Here is a 17,611-nt window from a genome sequence, read left to right on the forward strand (position 1 = left end):
GTGGTTACGACCTAACCTACCCGCACATGCCGAGCATTACTCGCAACGCCATGACAACCGCAGGCCAGCAGATGCCCCTGCAATACGACCGGAATGCCGTTCATACGCCGACGCGGATGCCCCTCGACGAAGGCAAACTCGCCCAGATGCAGCGGACACTTGGCCTTATCGCCCAATACCGCCGGAGTTTTTCCATTGAGGGTATGCGTGCCTTCAAGCTGGCAGGAAATCACGGTGCCGCCGCTGCTGGTGGCGTCGCCCAGGCAGATGGGATGGCTCATGTTCTGGATACGCCGCCGTTAGGGGCGCCGAACTTGAACGGGTCGGCACCTCGGTTTTCGCGGTTCTTTTCTTTGCGCGCTTCGTCCGGCGGGCGGATCATTTGCACGGTCAGGCTGCCGTCCTGCCCGGCGTAGACCACTGCGCTGGCGCCGCCATCCAGGTAGCTGGCAATGGTCGCCAGGTTGATTTGCACCAGCGCGCCACTGACCCCGGTATTGCCCAGGCGCCGACCGATGTCGTAACCCTCGTCGACATTGCCCAACTCGATACCGTGGCCGTCGGTATTCAGGCCATGCAAGGCAATGGTCAGGGCAATTTCAGCGTCCCGATTGTCGGTGGTGTCGTAGAACACCCGGACCGGTTTCTTCCCTTCAGGCAACGTATCCAAAGCTTGCAGCCAGCCTGCCTGCAGGGCTTTGGCCTGCAACGCCGGTTTGAGCCGCTGGCCGTGTTCATCCTGCATCGAAACCTTGATTGGTCGGTGCAGATAACCCAGCACCGGCGCGGCGTCGAATTCTTTGACCTGATGCTGGGCCCAGCGGATGGGTAGCCAGGGCGAGGGTTGGAATTCTCCCGGCCCGCGGTTGCTGATGGTTTGCCAGAGGGTGGGAAGTTGGGATTGCCAGTAGGCGGTGGACATGGTGCCGGGGGCTAAGGGATCTTGAGCGCCTTTGGCACGCTCCGCCTCTTCGTACACATCTAAAAACTCTCGGGATTGCTTCCAGTAAAACGCCCACAGCTTGCCCAAATCTGTGTCTTTGTTCTGGTTGTCCTCACGCTCATGGGTGGCATAACGACGGATATATCGATCCACCCGATCTGAGCGGGTGACCAACAGCCCGGCCATGCTTTCGTAGACGGTGGGGACGACATGACCATTCTGCAATCCCGGAGTGCCTGGTACGCGCAAGCCGTTTCGCGTGACATCGCCGTCTTCGCTCACGATCAAGGCCAGGGGCACTTGGGGGTTGTCATCAAAGAACTGGAACAAGCGCTCGATCATGCCCTGGGCATGGGTCGTATTCTCCGCGTCCTGCCACAAAAACAGCGTGACACCAAGCGTGGCGGCATTGCGCCCGCTGAGAATATTGCTTGCGGCCCCGGTATCTGAAGGTTGCTTGGGCGGCGCGATGGAAAATACAGGAATCGGCCAATACGCCACCGACTCGCCCGCCGAATGTTTGAATGAAACTCGGATTTTGATATCTCTGGAGTTTTCTCTGGATCTTAGTGACGCCTTATAGTCCTTGGGGTCTCGAGAATAAATCGAAGCAAAGTTGTCGTTTTTCTTTTTGATGAATTGCCAGATTTCAGACTGATGATCCTGATGAATCGCAAGCCCCACGCCTCGTATTTCCAACGCATGAGTCCGCGCTTGGGTGGCCTGCCGCTCGGCGATTTGTTTCATGACGTCGGCTTTGTAGGCGGCCAGCCCCGCCCGTTCACTGGCCACGGCCTTGCCCCACCAATGAACGCTGAAAATCAGCAGCAAGGGGCCTAAAATGGCAGCGATACCCCAGCGCATTACCGGGTTGATGTCACGAAGTTCCACGTCAGATAACTCGTACGTTCAAAGCAATGCTTGCCAAGGCATGACAACCGCAGGCCAGCAGATGCCCCTGCAATACGACCGGAATGCCGTTCATACGCCGACGCGGATGCCCCTCGACGAAGGCAAACTCGCCCAGATGCAGCGGACACTTGGCCTTATCGCCCAATACCGCCGGAGTTTTTCCATTGAGGGTATGCGTGCCTTCAAGCTGGCAGGAAATCACTGTGCCACCGCTGCTGGTGGCATCACCCAGGCAGATGGGATGGCTCATGGTTTGTCTCCCGGCATACGAAACCTGAACGGGTCAGCCCCGTGGGTTTGCTGGTTTTTCGCTTTGCGGGCTTCGTCCGGCGGGCGGACCATTTGCACGGTGACGCTGCCGTCCTCGCCGGTGTACACCACCGCGCTGACGCCGCCTTCCTGATAACTGGCAATCGTGGCCAGGTTGATTTCGACCAGGGCGCTGCTGACGCCGGTGTTGCCCAGGCGCCGACCGATGTCGTAGCCCTCGTCGACATTGCCCAATTCGAGACCGGCTCCATCGACATTGAGGCCATGCAACGCGATGGTCAGGGCGATCTCGCCAGGGGTGTTGTCGGTGCTGTCGTAAAACACTCGTGCCGGTTTTTCACCTTTGGGCAGGGTTTCCACTGCCTTCAGCCAACCAGCTTGCAGGGCTTTGGCCTGTAGTGCGGGTTTGAGCGGTTTGCCGTTTTCGTCACGCATCGGGACTTTGATCGGGCGGTGCAGGTAGCCCAACACCGGGGCTTTATCGAACTCCTTGACCTGATGCTCGGCCCAGCGCACCGGTAGCCATGGGGAAGGTTCGAAATGGCCGGGGCCTCGGTTGCTCAGGGTTTGCCAGAGGGTGGGGAGTTGGGATTGCCAGTAGGTGGAGGACATGGTGGTAATAGGACGAATATGACCTGTAGTGCCTTTTGCACGCTCACTTTCTTTATACCAATCAAGAAATGCATCATCTCGACTCCAGTAGAACGCCCACAGCTTGCCCATGTCGGTGCTTGTGTTCTGGTTGTCTTCCGAGTCTTGGGTGGCAAAGGGACGGATGTAGCGGTCTACCGGATCTGAACGGGTGAGCAGCAGGCCGGTCATACTTTCGTACACCGCTGGCACGGCATGGATATTTTGCAGACCTGGTGTGCCGGCCACGCGAAGACCACTTCGGGTCACATCACCATCCTCGCTCACGATCAATGCTTGCGGTACCTGTGGATTGTCGTCGAAGAACTTGTATAGGCGCTCGATCATGCTTTGGGCATGCGAGGCATTGTCCGCGTCTTGCCAGAGAAACAGCGTCACGCCCAAGGTGGCGACATTGCGTCCATCTGAAATATTTGCGGCGGCCCCCACGTGTTCCGGCTGCTTGGGCGGTGCGATTGCAAACACGGGAATCGGCCAATAAGCTACCGAATCGCTGGCCGCATGCGTAAAAGCGACACGGGTATTGATTCTCGCCGTGATTCTCCGAGAGTTAACAGAGGCATCGTAATCCTTGGGGTCTCGTGAATAGATCGAAGTGAAATTGTTATTGGTCTTTTTGATTTCTCGCCAAATTGAAGATTGATGCCAATTGTCGACTGCGAGTCCAACTCCCCGTATTTCCAACGCATAAGTACGCTCCTGGGTAGCCATGCGCTCGGCACTTTCAGCCATGACTTTTGATTTGTAGGTTTCAAGCTCTGCGTCTTGGTAGGCTTCGGCCTTGCCGAGCCAGTGGAAGCTGAAGATCAATATCAGCGTGCCAAAAATACTCGCTATTCCCTTAAGCATCGCGGCGCTCACGTCCCCTAACTCCCTGTTTTCAGCCTGAGCTGTGTAGATGATGAACAGCAAGAAACCAAGCCAAGTCGCTATCAATATCCCGGCCGTCCAGAGATAACCCTTCAAGCGCGGTCGCTGTGATTTGCCCTGCCAGCGATCCCTCATGGGTGTACTCCTTTTCCCAATGAAGCCATCACCAGTTGCGGCGGTGTCAGCGAAACCAGCTCATTTGAGGGAAACTTGCCCTTGTCGTAATACAGATAGCTGGCCTCCACCAATGCTTGAGCCTCAGCGCTCAGTCGCGACCAACCTTCCATCTGCACCACCTCATCAAAGAACCGCTTTTTTTCCATCTTCCAATCCGCAATCGCCACCAACACCTCACGCATCACCGGATCATCCAGGCACCTGGCCTGCCCAATCGCAATGTCCATCGCCGTCACCCAGCGATGGTTCTCCGGGCTGCGCAATACCGCCGAGTGATAGCTGTTGTCAGTCCATTCCTTCTGGTCAACCTGCATGCGTGCACGGATTTCGTTCGGGGTTTCCTCACGGTAGATGCGGTAGTGGTCCTTACGATTGAGCATCGGGTTGCCGGACACCGGCGTCTGGCGCAGGGCCCGGGTCTGGTCGTCGGGCTCTTTGCCGTGATTCCAGCGAACAAGCCCATCGTCCAGGTCGAGTCGCTGGTCACTGTTGGTCACATAAATCCATTTGAAAGTGGCACCGGGGTTGCCCAATGCCGCGTTTTGCGACACCGCATCCGGTCGATCCTTTCCGGCCTGATGGCTAGACCCCGTCACGGCTTCGCCGCCAAACATCTGCGGTGCATGGGGTGGATGCAGTTGTTCGGCGTTGATGGTGCGTTGCTGGCCTTTGCGGATTCCGGTTTGCGAGGCTAGCGCTGCGACCGAGCCGCCACCGGGATAGCGCGGTTCGCCTTCGACACGGGTGAAGTCCGCCTGCGGCGGCTTGCCCACCAGTACCGGCTCACCATCACGCAGGCGCCTGGTCCACAGGCGTTGATAGAAGCGCATGGATTGCAGCGCGGTCATGGCCGGTTGGCCATCGGGCAACGCGTCCGGCACGCCGTACGTGCCGATGCCTTGCACATCATCCAGTGCTACGGTGGTGTCGTCCGGGCAAAAATACAGATAAACCTTGCCGCGGTTGTCGCGCTCGGGAAACACCAGGGTGTTCCCGTCTGCGCCCAGACGCTCGCCTTGTTCGGGTGACCAGCGCGGCCCCGTGCGACCGCCATAACCCGGTACGCCATAGCGCACGGCGCTGAGGGGCGGTTGCGTATGGGGAAATTGAGTGGTGTGTTGCACGATGTCGAACAGAGTTTGCAGGGTCTGCGAATTTTTCGGGGTCGCACTCGGCAGTACCGAGTAGGGCGAGGCCACCATGATTGCGCAGTCGGCACAGCGTTCACCGCGATCCACCAGCATGGCCTGGGCGAGCAAGGTGATCAGCGTGCCCTGGCTGTGCCCCATGATGGTGATGGTTTCATCGGGTGAGACGCGGCGAATCTCGCTGACCAGCATCGCCAGCCGGGTCGCGGCCAGCACGAAATACCTTCGATGCGGCGCTTTGCCCATGTACAGGGAGTTAGGCATGGTCGGTTGAACCCAATGGCGCAGCCATTTGCCGAACCCTTCTTCGTACATTTCCAGCAAATTGTTGGTGGCGTTGGCGAAAAATCCGCCGCCTTTGGCGAAGTGACGATCCAGACGATTGTCGAATCGGTCCAGGAATTGATCGCGCAAGCGGGCCGGATCGCCATTTTTATCGCGTTTGATTTCGCCGGATTCGGCCCGGTAGCCCCAATAAAACGGAATCAACAGGCTGCGGGTCTTGGGGGCCTCTGTATCGCGCTGGTAAAGATAAGTATCCGGATCGTCGAGTATTTGCCCCTCGTTGTCCTTCCACTCCTTCCTGGGCGTACTGTTAGCCTCGTTGTACTTGGCCCCATACCGCCCCGCCTTCAGATCCTGCCGATCCAGCCGCTCGTTAACCCCTTGGCACAACCCGATTTCCACCGACTCGTAGGATGCCCCGGGGTCATTCACGCCGTGCAGGAAAATCACCACGCCAGGCAGGTCTCGCGGCACCGCAATGTTGCGATCCGTCGATCTATTGGGCAGCAAACGACTCGTGCCGGTGGCGATCACTGTGTTGTCCGTATGGCTCATGCTTTCGATATCCTTTTGAAATCATGTTTCTGTGTCGATCACTGGGTCGACACTTTGCTTAGCTTCCGTCGGTACGGTTGTCTGATCCGACGCTGAGGTCAGAAGGGCCTGCTGAGTCGGCCCCGATACTGTTCGGGCCCGGGTTCGCTGCCTGTTGGGATGAATGGCGAAAAACCTCGAGATTGGCGAGTAGCATCTCTGTTCGCTGGAGCAACTCGGTTAAACCCTCGGCACCTGTGATGCCTTGCACCAGGCTGCCGTCCTCCAGGGCGATTTTGTAGGGTTGGCCTTGAACGATGGCGCCTGGATCATCTTCGTAGTGCAGTCGATGCCGTTGGTCCGCACCGTCCCGACCGAAAACTGGAAGGGCAGCACTGTCGGTTTTCGGCCCCACCCAGTCATGCTCGCCGGCATGCACAATCGCCTTGCCCTGCGTACCGATCTCCACCCCGCCACCGATCCTGATGTAGCTGCCGTCATCGGCCACCAGGCGGATGGTGGGGGCGGTGATGAGCAATTCGCCTTCGACCGCCGACAGGTGCAGGTTCTTTTGTGCGTTGAGCACCATGTCGTCGTCCTGGGCCTGCACCAACACCTTGCCGCGATTGGCGATGGCGCTGATGCCCTCGTCCTGGGCGAAGGCGCTGATGCCTTTGCCGGCTTGCAGGCGCATGGCCGCGCCGCTGCTCAGCTGCAAATGGTCCTGGGCGGTGGTGTCGTGGTTTTCACCGGCGTAGTGCACCTGCGAACGCGGCGTGGCACTGGCAATGCCGGCTTCAGCCGCTATCGCGACCACCGGTTCGCCCGGACTGTTGCTGGTCGGTTCAGGCCATTGACTCAACGACTGGCGCAACGCCTCGATGCCCTGGGTGTCGATCTTCGGGCTGCCACGGGCAGCGGCGGTCTGGCCGAGGGCCTGGAACAGTTCGCCGCACTCGGCCAACAGCTTGAGCAGTTCTTCGCGGTCCAGTTGTGAGCCCTGCGCATCGTGGCGAGCGTAGGTGGTCAACAACAGCCCTTGGGCCGCCCGCAGGGCAATCGCGGCATCGCTGCGCAGTTCGGCGCCCTGGCCGCGTGGCTGGGCCTTGCCATCGGTGCGCGGGGTGACGAGCTTGCCCAGGTTCAGCGCGGTGGCCTGATGGGTCGTGCCCAGTCGGGCGCGCAGCGCGCCGGGTGTATCGTCGAAGAGCAATTCGTTGAAGCCCTTGCCCTGGTGTTCCCGGGTCTGGATCCCGGATAAGGTTCGATTGCCCGGCAACCCCGTGGCGTTACTGAAGTGCGGCGGAAAATGGTCGGCGTTGTAGAGCACCGACGTCACCAGCGGCCGGTCGATGTCGCCGCCGAGGAACGTCACCAGCACTTCCTGACCGATGCGCGGCAAAAACTGGTGGCCGAAGCCGGCGCCGCCACTGGGCATGGCAACCCTTAGCCAGGTGGTGCCTTGTGCGGCATCCTGTCGACGCTGCCAATGAAAGCGAACCTGCACACGCGCCAGCTCGTCGGTGAAAACCTCCTCACCTTTCGGACCCACGACAATGGCAGTGAGCGGCCCGGAAATCGTCGGTCGCGGGGTAATGATCGGTGGGCGAAAGGCAATCTTGTGGCGGATGCAGACGAAACGGTTGTCGTAGTTCGCCGGTTGATCGGATAGGTAGTTGTTGCGGCCTTGGTGCTCCACCTTGATCAGGAGGAACTGACGATCATCCACAGGATCAGCATCGTGATCGAAGTGCTGGGTCAGTTCGAAGGTGTAACCCGGCAGCAGGGCGCGACAGTTGCTGGCGCCCTCAAACGTCTTGCCTTGCACTTCCATGGCTTCGAGTCGATGACGCACCAGCGCTTCGCCCTCTGCGGGCATACCGTGGCTGTAATGACCGGGAAAGTCGTAGATCTCGTAGGCAGGCACATCGCCCTGGACGTTGAGGCTGGGCATGCTGACCGGCAGCGGATTGCGCGGTTGCCGGTAGTCGAAGGTCTGGATGGCCATCTGGCCGGACTGCAAAACCCGCTGGCTGCTCCATCGGGTGATCGAGTCGGCGGTCTCGGTGACCGCCGCGCTGTGGTAGCGGATCCGCGGTTGTTGTATCAACGGCTCAAGGTTGCGGGAGTGGTCGGTGATGATCAGGCAGTGTTCTTCCTTCGTGTGAGCGAAGTAGAAGAACAGCCCTTCACGTTCCAGCAGGCGCAAGACGAAATCCAGATCGCTCTCGCGGTATTGGGTGATGTAGCTGTGGGACTTGAGCGGCTGTTCCAGACGGAACTCAAACCTGGGCAGCACGCCATAGTGGGCGAACACCGTGCGCAGGATGTCTTCGATGCTCTGCTCTTGAAAGATCCGCGAGTCGACGCGTCGGGACAGCATCCACAGCCAGGGGCTCAAGGTGGCTGAATAACAAGCCAAACCACCATCGCTTTTCTGCAGGCTGAACCGACTGATGTAGCCGTGAATGTAGCGCGCCTCGCCAGTCGCCAATTCAATGTCGAGCAGTGCGGGTTGCCCGATCAATGACTTGAGTTCCAGGCGGGCATCCTGACTGAGCAGCGACAACTCGAAACTGAATAACGTCGACAAACTCTCAGTACCGGAAAAGCTTTCGAGCAGCAGTTCTTGCTGGCCCGCCACCGGGGATGTGAACCTGATGAGACGCCGGTTCTGTGGCGAGAATATTTTTGTCAGTTCCATTAACAAACTTCCTGCGTCCTGAACAACCGGTGTTCGCCAACCGTAGCGCTCCTGCTACTGGCGAACCCCAAACACGGGAATTAAGAGGCTTTCGAAATAGTTTGTATGTAAGACGCTTCCTTTTTTACGAATTCTGAACGACGGATGTGAACGCGAAGGCTATGCCAAGGCGTATCTGAACATTGAGGGACGATGGCAGGATCACGCCTCGGGTGACGCGTCCTACAGACGCTCAGAATGAGCTGAAAAATCCCACAGGTTTTTCAGGTTGGCGGTCGGAAGTGGGCGCTCTAGTCTTTTGTTGTCGCTGAAAAAGTCAGTGATCGGGTGTGAGAACCCCGGCAACTTATGGTCATCCAGTGTCAGTAATCGCATAATCGCCGCCAGCTAATCTGCTGGCCGTGAATGCGTTATGGCGGCTGTGTGCGGGCAGACTTCGGTCTGGCCGGGTGTCCATACCGGTTTTCTCACCCCGTACATAGCTGCCACCTCTTCGCCGCGTGAGAAACGGAAAGTGGTGGCCTCAGCAAGAGGTATGTCTATGGACAAGCTAATCCCCGATCCGCCCTTCGAAACCGAAAAGCCCTACAGCCCAAGCCCTTTCTTCACAGTCCTTCCGGACATCAGCACCGAAAACCTCCTCGTCCACGCCTGTGAGTCATTGGCCTCAGCCAGTGTCATGACCAATGATTTCGCCACCTTCCTGACCGGCCCACAGCGCAACACCGCATTGGCCATCGCGCAGATCATCATGCTGGCGGAACTGGCGGTAAACCGGGCGCTGGATAACGTTGATCCGCAGGTATAAATCTCCGCCACCGCATAATTGTTCGTGCACAAAAGCTGCGAACGGCATCAATCCAATGTGGGAGCAACGTCGCTCCCACATTGGAGCTGTGCGAACCGTCTCAACCAACAGGCTGAGACTCAGCCACCACTCTCGGTTCTTCGACCTTTTGCAGCACCGGCATCTCCAGTCGCGCCCGCCCATAAAACGCCAGCGCCGTCAGCAGGCAGGCGAGCCACACAACTATCCCGGCCCAGAACGTGTGGGACATGTAGTGCCAGCCCTGCAGCACCCGCGTGGTGCCGTAGACGAATCCCAGCGCCAGCGAGCCGTACAGGATTGCCTTGGAATAACGCCAGCGATAACGCCGTGCCACGAAGTACAACGCCAGCAGGGTGAAGCCCCCCGAAGCATGCCCGCCCGGCCAGCAGCGACCGTCACCGGCGACCTTCAGCAAATCGAAGTTTTCGTACCACTCCTTGTGCTCGATCTTGCCGCCGTACTGGGTGGTTTCAATGGGGCAATACACACTGGTGTGGCCCTTGAGGTAGTGGATCAAACCGGTGCTGATGGAAAACGCGAACACTATGTAGAGAAAATCCCGTCGATGCTTGCTGGCAAACCGCAGCACTGCCGCGACTTTTATTTTTTCCAGAAACGCGATGATCTTCGGATGTTTTTCCGCCTTCAGGCGCGGCCAGAGGAACGACAGCAAGGCGCCCACGATGGCGATCTCGCCGGTCCAGTTCGGAATGATCCGTGCCCATTTATGCGTGATCTTTTCGAACAGATGCACATGGTCCAACGGGAATGTTTGCGTTACCGGATCAAAGAAAAGATTGCTGAAGGCGATGTCGATGCGGGTCAGATCGAACGTCAGGAACACCAGAACCGCACAGGCCAGCGGGATACCGAAGTTGACCGCATAAAAGCGATAACGGGAGAGTGAATTCATTGGATTGTCACCGAGCGCCAGTCCGAAGCATCGATCAGGCCGAGCATGCGTGGCGCTTGATGTTCTGCCGCAGTGATGAACAGCGAGGCGCCGTAACCCGGGGTGGCGTTCGGCTGTTTGAGGTCTTTCTCCAGTTGCACCATGCATTCGCTGTGCGTCACCAGTATCAGATTGCGCCCCGCGACTTTGTGCGCCAGCGCATCGCGCAACATGGAACCCTTGCAGTCGACCAGCCAGTCGTCACCGCTGCTGACCTTGTTGAACATGTACCCAGCCGTTTGCGCCGTGCGCAGTACCGGGCTGTTGTAGATGTCGGCGCTGTCGAGCCCCAACTGGGCGAACCGCGCACCGACGGCCAGCGCAACGCTGCGCGAACGATCGGTAATGCCATCGTTACCCATCAGGCAAGCGGCGCGGGAGTGATCGCAGCGTTCGACATGGCGTACCAGCACAATCAGGTCACCCCTGGCCCACTCCAACAGCATCGCCCGGGCACCGGCAACATTGCCGTGAGCCAGGTCCGGCACGGCGGCCGGCCGTAACAGAAACACCGTAAGGGGGATCACCAACAGCGCCGAGGCCAGTACCACCGCGGCATTGCGATAACGGGCAAAACCGCTCAAATCGATCGAGCGGTTTATTCCGAACAGATTCAGTCTCAATTCCACATCAAGCCGCCTCGCCGGCATGCAACCTTTGATTCAATGCGGCGAAAGTAAAGAGACTGGCGTCGGCAGCCGGTGAAACGCATGTGAAAAAAACCTTGTTACACGATCCCTCCGACAAAATCCTTTCAGCTCTCGCGATGGCTGCCGATACAGTCCGTCTACACCGCATGCTGGCCCCCAAAAACAACAATCTTCCAGCCAACCGACGATCGAGAAACATTACGTTCCTGGAGGAATTTTGATGAATAGCTGGTTCGGCAATATCAGCGTGAACCTGAAACTGGGCCTGGGGTTTGGCCTGGTACTGGCCTTGACCTGCGTGCTCGCCCTCACCGGCTGGACCAGCCTGGGCAGCCTGATTGACCGCAGCAACTGGATGAGCGACATCACCCAGCTCAACGCCGGCCTGACGAAGCTGCGCGTGGTGCGCCTGCAATACATGCTGGCCAACGGTGACGAAACCACCGCACAAAATGTGCAAACCACCCTCGACGCGTTTTCCGCTCAACAGCAAGCTTTGCTGGTCAAATTCAAGAGCCCGGAGAATCTCAAGCTGCTCAGGGAGCAAGGTACTGTCATCGATGCCTACAAGACGTCCCTGAACAAAATGCGCGGCGCTTATCGCGCTGGCAACAGTGCGCGCGACGTCATGACCACGAATGCCGAAACGGCCAGCACGCTGATCAACGACATCAACATCCGCGTACAACAAATGCCGTCGAGCGACCAACGCTTCGAACAGTTCCAGGCCATCACCGCCGCCAAAGAAGCCTTCCTCCTGGCCCGCTACGAAGTGCGTGGCTACACCGCCACCTCCAACGCCGAGACCGAGCAAAAAGCGCTCGCCCAACTCGACTCCGCGATCACCAGCGTGAAGTCCCTCAATGCCCACTTCGCCGATGTGCAGCCAGACGCACTGCGTCAACTCGAAAACGCTTTGAGCAACTACCGCAACGCCTTGCAGGTTTACAAAACCGCGAACAGCGATATCGTGCAAGCGCGCAAGGAAATGACCGACCAGGGCGCAGCCATCGTCAGCCTGAGCGAGCAGCTGTATCAGATCCAGCTTGACCGTCGTGATGCCGAAAGCGCCAAGGCCCGCACCCTGCAGCTGGTCAGCACGCTACTGGCATTGCTGGTGGGCATCATTGCCGCGGTGCTGATTACCCGGCAGATCACCGGCCCACTGCGCGACACCCTGGCGGTGGTCGATCGCATTGCCAGTGGCGACCTGTCCCAGGACGTCAAGGTCACCCGCCGCGACGAACTCGGAGTTTTGCAACAGGGCATCGCACGCATGGGCGTGACCCTGCGCGATTTGATCAGTGGCATCCGCGACGGCGTCACCCAGATTGCCAGCGCCGCCGAAGAGTTGTCGGCCGTCACCGAGCAAACCAGCGCCGGGGTCAACAGTCAGAAAATCGAGACAGATCAGGTCGCCACCGCAATGCACGAGATGACGGCCACCGTGCAGGAAGTCGCGCGCAATGCCGAGCAAGCCTCACAAGCGGCTGCGGCCGCCGATGGCGAAGCCCGCGAAGGTGACAAAGTGGTGGGCGAAGCCATTGCCCAGATCGAGCGCCTGGCCAACGAAGTGGTGCGCTCGACCGAAGCCATGAGCGTGCTGCAACAGGAAAGCGACAAGATCGGCAGCGTCATGGACGTGATCAAGGCCGTGGCCGAACAGACCAACCTGTTGGCGCTCAACGCCGCGATTGAAGCAGCACGCGCCGGTGAAGCCGGACGTGGTTTTGCCGTAGTGGCCGACGAAGTCCGTGGCCTGGCCCAGCGCACGCAGAAATCCACCGAAGAAATCGAAGGCCTGGTGGCCGGCCTGCAGAACGGCACCCAGCAAGTGGCTGCGGTGATGAACAACAGCCGCACCCTGACCGACAGCAGCGTCGCGTTGACGCGCAAGGCCGGCGCATCACTGGAAAACATCACCCGCACGGTGTCGAACATCCAGTCGATGAACCAACAGATTGCCGCCGCTGCCGAACAGCAAAGCGCCGTGGCCGAAGAGATCAGCCGCAGCATCATCAACGTGCGCGACGTCTCCGAACAAACCGCTGCGGCCAGCGATGAAACCGCCGCCTCCAGTGTTGAACTGGCACGATTGGGCAATCAATTGCAGGCGATGGTGAGCCACTTCCGCGTTTGACGCCGGGTCAGCGCTGAATCAAAGATCCATTCGCGAGCAAGCTCGCTCCCACAGGTTCAGTGAGCAACCTGTGGGAGCGAGCTTGCTCGCGATGGGGATCTATCTGTCACTGAACATTTTCAAACACTGATCGCATTGGTAAACACCAACCGATTGCCAAACGGATCGGTCACGGTCATGTCCTGGCTGCCCCAGGGCATGGCCTGGATGTGAGGGCGGGCGAAGGTGTATTCCTTGGCCAGCAGTTGTTGCTGGAAGGTTTCCAGTTCATCGGTTTCGATGCGCAGGGCCGAGCCCGGTGTCGCGTCGCCGTGGTGTTCGGACAGGTGCAATACGCATTCGCCGCGGGAGACTTGCAGGTACAGCGGGAAGTTGGCTTCAAAGCGGTGTTGCCAGTCGATCTTGAATCCGAGGAAGTCGACGTAGAACTCAACTGCCTTTGTTTCGTCGAAGATCCGCAGGATCGGGGTGGTTTTGCCGAAGCTCATCGAGTTGCTCCCAGACAGAAATAGCCCACAGTGTAGCCGGGCTGTACGTCAGCAATTCGGCTTGTTGAGGGCATTCTTTAATCTCAATGTGCCATCACTGTGACGCATTGCTCGAATTGCCTTTAAAACCCGTCGCGCAAGTCACCTTCCCGCGCCAGAAACCGCCCTTCACGTCGCCCGTTGGCTTGACCGTCCCGGTAACTCAGGACGCCATTGATCCACACCCCTTCAATGCCTTCGGCCGCCCGTTGAGGATCGTTAAAGTCGGCGACATCGCGAATGGTCGCGGGGTCGAACAGCACCAGGTCCGCCCAATGGCCCTGACGAATCTCGCCGCGCGCCTTCAAGCCGAATCGCGCCGCCGACAACCCGGTCATTTTGTGCACGGCGGTGTGCAGCGGGAACAGGCCCACGTCGCGACTGAAATGGCCAAGCACCCGCGGGAACGCACCCCACAAACGAGGATGCGGGAACGGGTCTTCCGGCAAGCCGTCGGAGCCAACCATCGACAGTGGATGGGCGAGAATTCTGCGCACGTCGGCCTCGTCCATCCCGTAATACACCGCACCCGCCGGTTGCAGTTGCCGGGCAGCTTCGTGCAACGACAGGTTCCATTGCGCGGCGATGTCGATCAAGTCACGCCCGCCCATTTCCGGGTGCGGCGTCGACCAGGTAATGGTGATGCGATGGGCATCGGTAACTTGCTTGAGATCCAGCGTCGAAGAGCTCGCGGCATAGGGATAGCAATCGCAACCCACTGGATGGGTTTTGGCGGCCTGTTCGAGTGATGCAAGCAGTTGCGGACTGCGGCCCCAGTTGCCGGCGCCTGCACATTTGAGGTGGGAAATGATCACCGGCGATTTCGCGTGGCGGCCAATCTGGAATGCCTCGTCCATGGCCTCCAGCACCGGTTCGAACTCGCTGCGCAAATGGGTGGTGTAGACCGCACCGAACGCCGTCAGCTCTTCGGTCAATTGCATGACTTCGTCGGTGGAAGCCGAGAAGGCGCTAGCGTAGGCCAGGCCGGTGGACAAACCCAACGCACCGGCTTGCAGGCTCTCGCGAAGCTGCTCGCGCATCGCGGTGATTTCATCTGGGGTTGCAGTGCGAAACAGGTCATCAAGGTGGTTGCTGCGCAGCGCGGTATGCCCGACCAATGCCGCGACGTTCAACGTGGTATTCGCCGCTTCGACCGCCGCGCGGTAGTCGCTGAATGTCGGATAGACAAACGCGGCCGCGCTGCCGAGCAGGTTCATCGGGTCCGGTGGATCAGCGCGCAAACTCACCGGCGAGGCGCTGATCCCGCAGTTGCCGACGATCACCGTGGTCACGCCCTGGCTGAGCTTGGGCAACATCTGCGGTTGGCGGATCACCACCGTGTCATCGTGGGTATGCACGTCAATGAAACCTGGTGCCAAAACCATGCCCGCCGCGTCGATCTCTTCACGGGCGCGGGCGTCATGCAAGTCGCCGATGCGCTCGATGCGGCCGTTCAGGATCGCCACGTCGGCCGGGTAACCGGGGCTGTTGCTGCCGTCGATGACCAGGGCATTGCGGATCAGCGTGTCGTACATCATGTCAGTCTCCCAGCGGCAGGTGATCGTCGCCGCCGCGGTAATCGTCCAGGGCGAGTTTGATCCGCCGCAGACGTTCTTGATTGTCTTGAGGGTTGGCCAGTGCGAGTTCGGTGGCAAGCACATCAATGGCCAGCAGCATGCCGTAACGTGCCGCCGTGGGCTTATAGATGAATGAAGTTTCGGCGCTTTGCAGCGGCAGGACGATGTCCGCCAATTGTGCCAACGGCGAATCGCTGCGGGTGATGGCCAGGATGCGTGCGCCGTAGTTGCGTGCCAGTTCTACCGTTTCGACCAGCTCCGGCGTGATCCCGGTCAGCGAACAAACGATCAGCACATGGTCGGGGCTCAGGCTGGCCGCGGTGACCCGCATCATTACCGCGTCGTGGCACACCGCAATCGGGTAACCGAGGCGCACCAGGCGCACTTGCAGTTCATCGCTGCACAAGGTCGAGCAGCCGCCCATGCCGAACGCGTGAATCATCCGCGCCTTGCCCAGCAGTTTGACGGCATCGGTAAAACGCGACTCGTCAAAGGCTGCCAGGTGCTGGCGCAAGGTCGATTCGATATCACCGACGATCTGTCCGTAAAACGCCGACTGATCCGGTGTGCCCGCCGGGTCGAGAAACCGGCTGCCGACGCCGTTGGCCTGGGCCAGTTGCAAGCGCAGGTCACGCAAGTCCTTGCAGCCGACCGTGCGGGCAAACCGCGACAAGGTGGCGGTGCTCACCTCCGCCCGCTGCGCCAGCTCATCGAGACTGGCGGACGCGGCGAACCCTACGTCGTCGAGCATCAGCCGGGCGATGCGGCCTTCGCCGGCACTGAAGGAGTCCTGACGGGCGCGGATCTGGTAGAGGATGTCCATGACGGGCGACTCCGGTTAAATCAGGTAAGAAAGGCCAACGGTCAGACCAAAAGCGACGAGCGAGATCAATGTCTCAAGCACGGTCCAGGTCTTGAAGGTCTGGGTGACGGTCATGTTGAAGTATTCCTTGATCAACCAGAAGCCACCGTCGTTGACGTGGGAAAAAATCACCGAACCCGCGCCGGTGGCCAGCACCAGCAATTCCGGATGCGGATAACCCAGGCCGATGGCCACCGGCGCCACCACGCCCGAGGCGGTGGTCATGGCCACGGTGGCGGAGCCGGTGGCGATGCGCATCAATGCGGCGAACAACCAGCCCATCAACAGCGGGGACAAATGGAATTCATGGGCCAGGCCGACGATCTGGTCGGTGACGCCGGCGTCCACCAGAATCCGGTTCAGGCCGCCACCGGCACCCACCAGCAGGGTAATGCTGGCGGTCGGCGCCAAACATTCGTTGGTGAACTTGAGGATCGATTCGCGGTTGAACCCTTGGGCCAGACCGAGGGTCCAGAAGCTCAGCAATGTCGCCAGCAACATCGCGATCACCGAGTTGCCGATGAACAGCAGGAACTGGTTGAAACCCGTACCCGGCGTGGAAATCAGGTTGGCCCAGCCGCCGATCAGCATCAACACCACCGGCAACAGAATGGTCGCCATGGTGATGCCGAAACCCGGCAGGCTGTCGCGCGGTTCGCGTTCGAGGAACTGGCGCTCCAGCGGGTTCTCCGCCGGCAGCTGGATGCGCGGCACAATGAATTTGGCGTACAGGGGACCTGCGATGATCGCCGTCGGAATGCCGACCGCAATCGCGTAGAGCAAGGTCTGCCCCACCGACGCCTGATACACCTGCACCGCCAGCATCGCCGCCGGGTGCGGCGGCACCAGCGCGTGGACCACCGAGAGCCCGGCCACCATCGGCAAGCCGACCATCAGGATCGACACGCCGACCCGTCGCGCTACGGTGAATGCAATCGGCACCAGCAACACAAAACCGACTTCGAAGAACAGCGGCAATCCCACCAGGAACGCGATGCAAACCATTGCCCAGTGCGCGTTCTTCTCGCCAAAACGGTCGATCAAGGTCCGCGCCACCTGCTCGGCGCCGCCGGACTCGGCCATCATCTTGCCGAGCATCGTACCCAGCGCTACCACCAGCGCGATGTGCCCCAGGGTCTTGCCGACGCCGGCCTCATAGGCCCCCACCACACCCGACGGCGGCATGCCTGCCACCAGCGCGAGGCCGATGGAAATCAGGGTGATGACAATGAACGGATTGAGCCGGTAACGGGCGATCAGAACGATCAAAGCAATGATGGCGATGGCGGCATACACCAGCAGCCAATAGCCGAAGGACAGGGTCATGCGCTACTCCTCGAGAGGGTCACGTCGAAATATTTGTGAAACTCATAAAACATTTCGAGGCGCGATTATCAAACGAGGTGAAATTAATTTTCGTGAAGAGGTAAGAAGTGTCGCTCACGGATATGTCGTGTCGCGAATAATGAAAATCGGGCAGTTGGATTTTCATGACCCGGCTGATCGTTCCCACACTCTGCGTGGGAATGCAGCCCGGGACGCTCTGCGTCCACTGCGAAGCCGAACGCGGAGCGTCCGAA

General features: G+C 59.5%; 14 protein-coding genes and 1 pseudogene. 2 read left to right on the top strand and 13 right to left on the bottom strand.

What is annotated here, in order from left to right:
- Nucleotides 1-11: 11 nt before the first annotated feature.
- From D8V06_RS13050 to tssI, 6 genes and pseudogenes are all read right to left on the bottom strand, one after another.
- Entirely contained in the window at nucleotides 12-281 is a 270-nt protein-coding gene (locus D8V06_RS13050) for a PAAR domain-containing protein (RefSeq protein WP_130931080.1), read from the bottom strand.
- A complete protein-coding gene (locus tag D8V06_RS13055) occupies nucleotides 278-1,807 on the bottom strand; it encodes a DUF2875 family protein (RefSeq protein ID WP_277751297.1) in 1,530 nt (509 codons plus the stop codon). Before D8V06_RS13055 ends, D8V06_RS13050 begins: the two co-directional genes overlap by 4 nt.
- Before the next feature lie 28 nt (nucleotides 1,808-1,835).
- Nucleotides 1,836-2,105 carry a PAAR domain-containing protein gene (locus D8V06_RS13060; RefSeq protein WP_130931082.1) on the bottom strand — a complete coding sequence of 90 codons (270 nt, stop codon included), beginning with the start codon at nucleotides 2,103-2,105 and terminating at the stop codon, nucleotides 1,836-1,838.
- Nucleotides 2,102-3,781, bottom strand: a complete 1,680-nt coding sequence (locus tag D8V06_RS13065; RefSeq protein ID WP_130907453.1) for a DUF2875 family protein — start codon at nucleotides 3,779-3,781, stop codon at nucleotides 2,102-2,104. Before D8V06_RS13065 ends, D8V06_RS13060 begins: the two co-directional genes overlap by 4 nt.
- A complete protein-coding gene (locus D8V06_RS13070) occupies nucleotides 3,778-5,811 on the bottom strand; it encodes a DUF3274 domain-containing protein (protein ID WP_130907454.1) in 2,034 nt (677 codons plus the stop codon). Before D8V06_RS13070 ends, D8V06_RS13065 begins: the two co-directional genes overlap by 4 nt.
- Nucleotides 5,812-6,013: 202 nt before the next feature.
- A pseudogene (tssI, locus tag D8V06_RS13075) lies at nucleotides 6,014-8,500 on the bottom strand (type VI secretion system tip protein TssI/VgrG); the annotation flags it as partial.
- A gap of 535 nt (nucleotides 8,501-9,035) precedes the next feature.
- Between tssI and D8V06_RS13080 the strand changes: the two are divergent.
- Complete coding sequence (locus tag D8V06_RS13080) at nucleotides 9,036-9,302, top strand: DUF6124 family protein (protein ID WP_130931083.1); 267 nt, start codon at nucleotides 9,036-9,038, stop codon at nucleotides 9,300-9,302.
- Nucleotides 9,303-9,402: 100 nt separating this feature from the next.
- Here D8V06_RS13080 and D8V06_RS13085 read toward each other — a convergent pair whose 3' ends face one another.
- Nucleotides 9,403-10,236, bottom strand: coding sequence for a phosphatase PAP2 family protein (locus D8V06_RS13085; RefSeq protein ID WP_130906217.1), 834 nt, complete (start codon nucleotides 10,234-10,236; stop codon nucleotides 9,403-9,405).
- The gene (locus D8V06_RS13090; protein ID WP_130931084.1) at nucleotides 10,233-10,904 is read right to left on the bottom strand and encodes a histidine phosphatase family protein; all 672 of its coding nucleotides are present in this window, start codon (nucleotides 10,902-10,904) and stop codon (nucleotides 10,233-10,235) included. The genes D8V06_RS13085 and D8V06_RS13090 overlap by 4 nt, the downstream gene beginning before the upstream one ends.
- 241 nt (nucleotides 10,905-11,145) lie before the next feature.
- Here D8V06_RS13090 and D8V06_RS13095 point away from each other — a divergent pair, with 241 nt between their 5' ends.
- Nucleotides 11,146-13,065: a methyl-accepting chemotaxis protein gene (locus D8V06_RS13095; RefSeq protein WP_130931085.1), complete on the top strand. Its 1,920-nt coding sequence runs from the start codon at nucleotides 11,146-11,148 to the stop codon at nucleotides 13,063-13,065.
- A gap of 119 nt (nucleotides 13,066-13,184) precedes the next feature.
- Here the strand turns inward: D8V06_RS13095 and D8V06_RS13100 are convergent, their stop codons facing one another.
- The 5 genes from D8V06_RS13100 to D8V06_RS30580 all read right to left on the bottom strand — a co-directional run.
- On the bottom strand, nucleotides 13,185-13,553 hold the full coding sequence (locus D8V06_RS13100) for a glyoxalase superfamily protein (protein ID WP_130906215.1): 369 nt from the start codon (nucleotides 13,551-13,553) through the stop codon (nucleotides 13,185-13,187).
- A 122-nt stretch (nucleotides 13,554-13,675) separates the two neighbouring features.
- Entirely contained in the window at nucleotides 13,676-15,130 is a 1,455-nt protein-coding gene (locus D8V06_RS13105) for a D-aminoacylase (protein ID WP_130931086.1), read from the bottom strand.
- A gap of 1 nt (nucleotide 15,131) precedes the next feature.
- Nucleotides 15,132-15,992 carry a MurR/RpiR family transcriptional regulator gene (locus D8V06_RS13110; protein ID WP_130931087.1) on the bottom strand — a complete coding sequence of 287 codons (861 nt, stop codon included), beginning with the start codon at nucleotides 15,990-15,992 and terminating at the stop codon, nucleotides 15,132-15,134.
- A gap of 15 nt (nucleotides 15,993-16,007) precedes the next feature.
- A complete protein-coding gene (locus tag D8V06_RS13115; protein ID WP_130931088.1) occupies nucleotides 16,008-17,357 on the bottom strand; it encodes a gluconate:H+ symporter in 1,350 nt (449 codons plus the stop codon).
- A gap of 19 nt (nucleotides 17,358-17,376) precedes the next feature.
- The coding region (locus D8V06_RS30580; RefSeq protein WP_206663183.1) for a hypothetical protein at nucleotides 17,377-17,611 on the bottom strand (235 nt) is incomplete at its 5' end.

The sequence above is a fragment of the Pseudomonas sp. Sample_24 genome (assembly GCF_004307605.1).
Taxonomy (GTDB): Bacteria; Pseudomonadota; Gammaproteobacteria; order Pseudomonadales; family Pseudomonadaceae; genus Aquipseudomonas.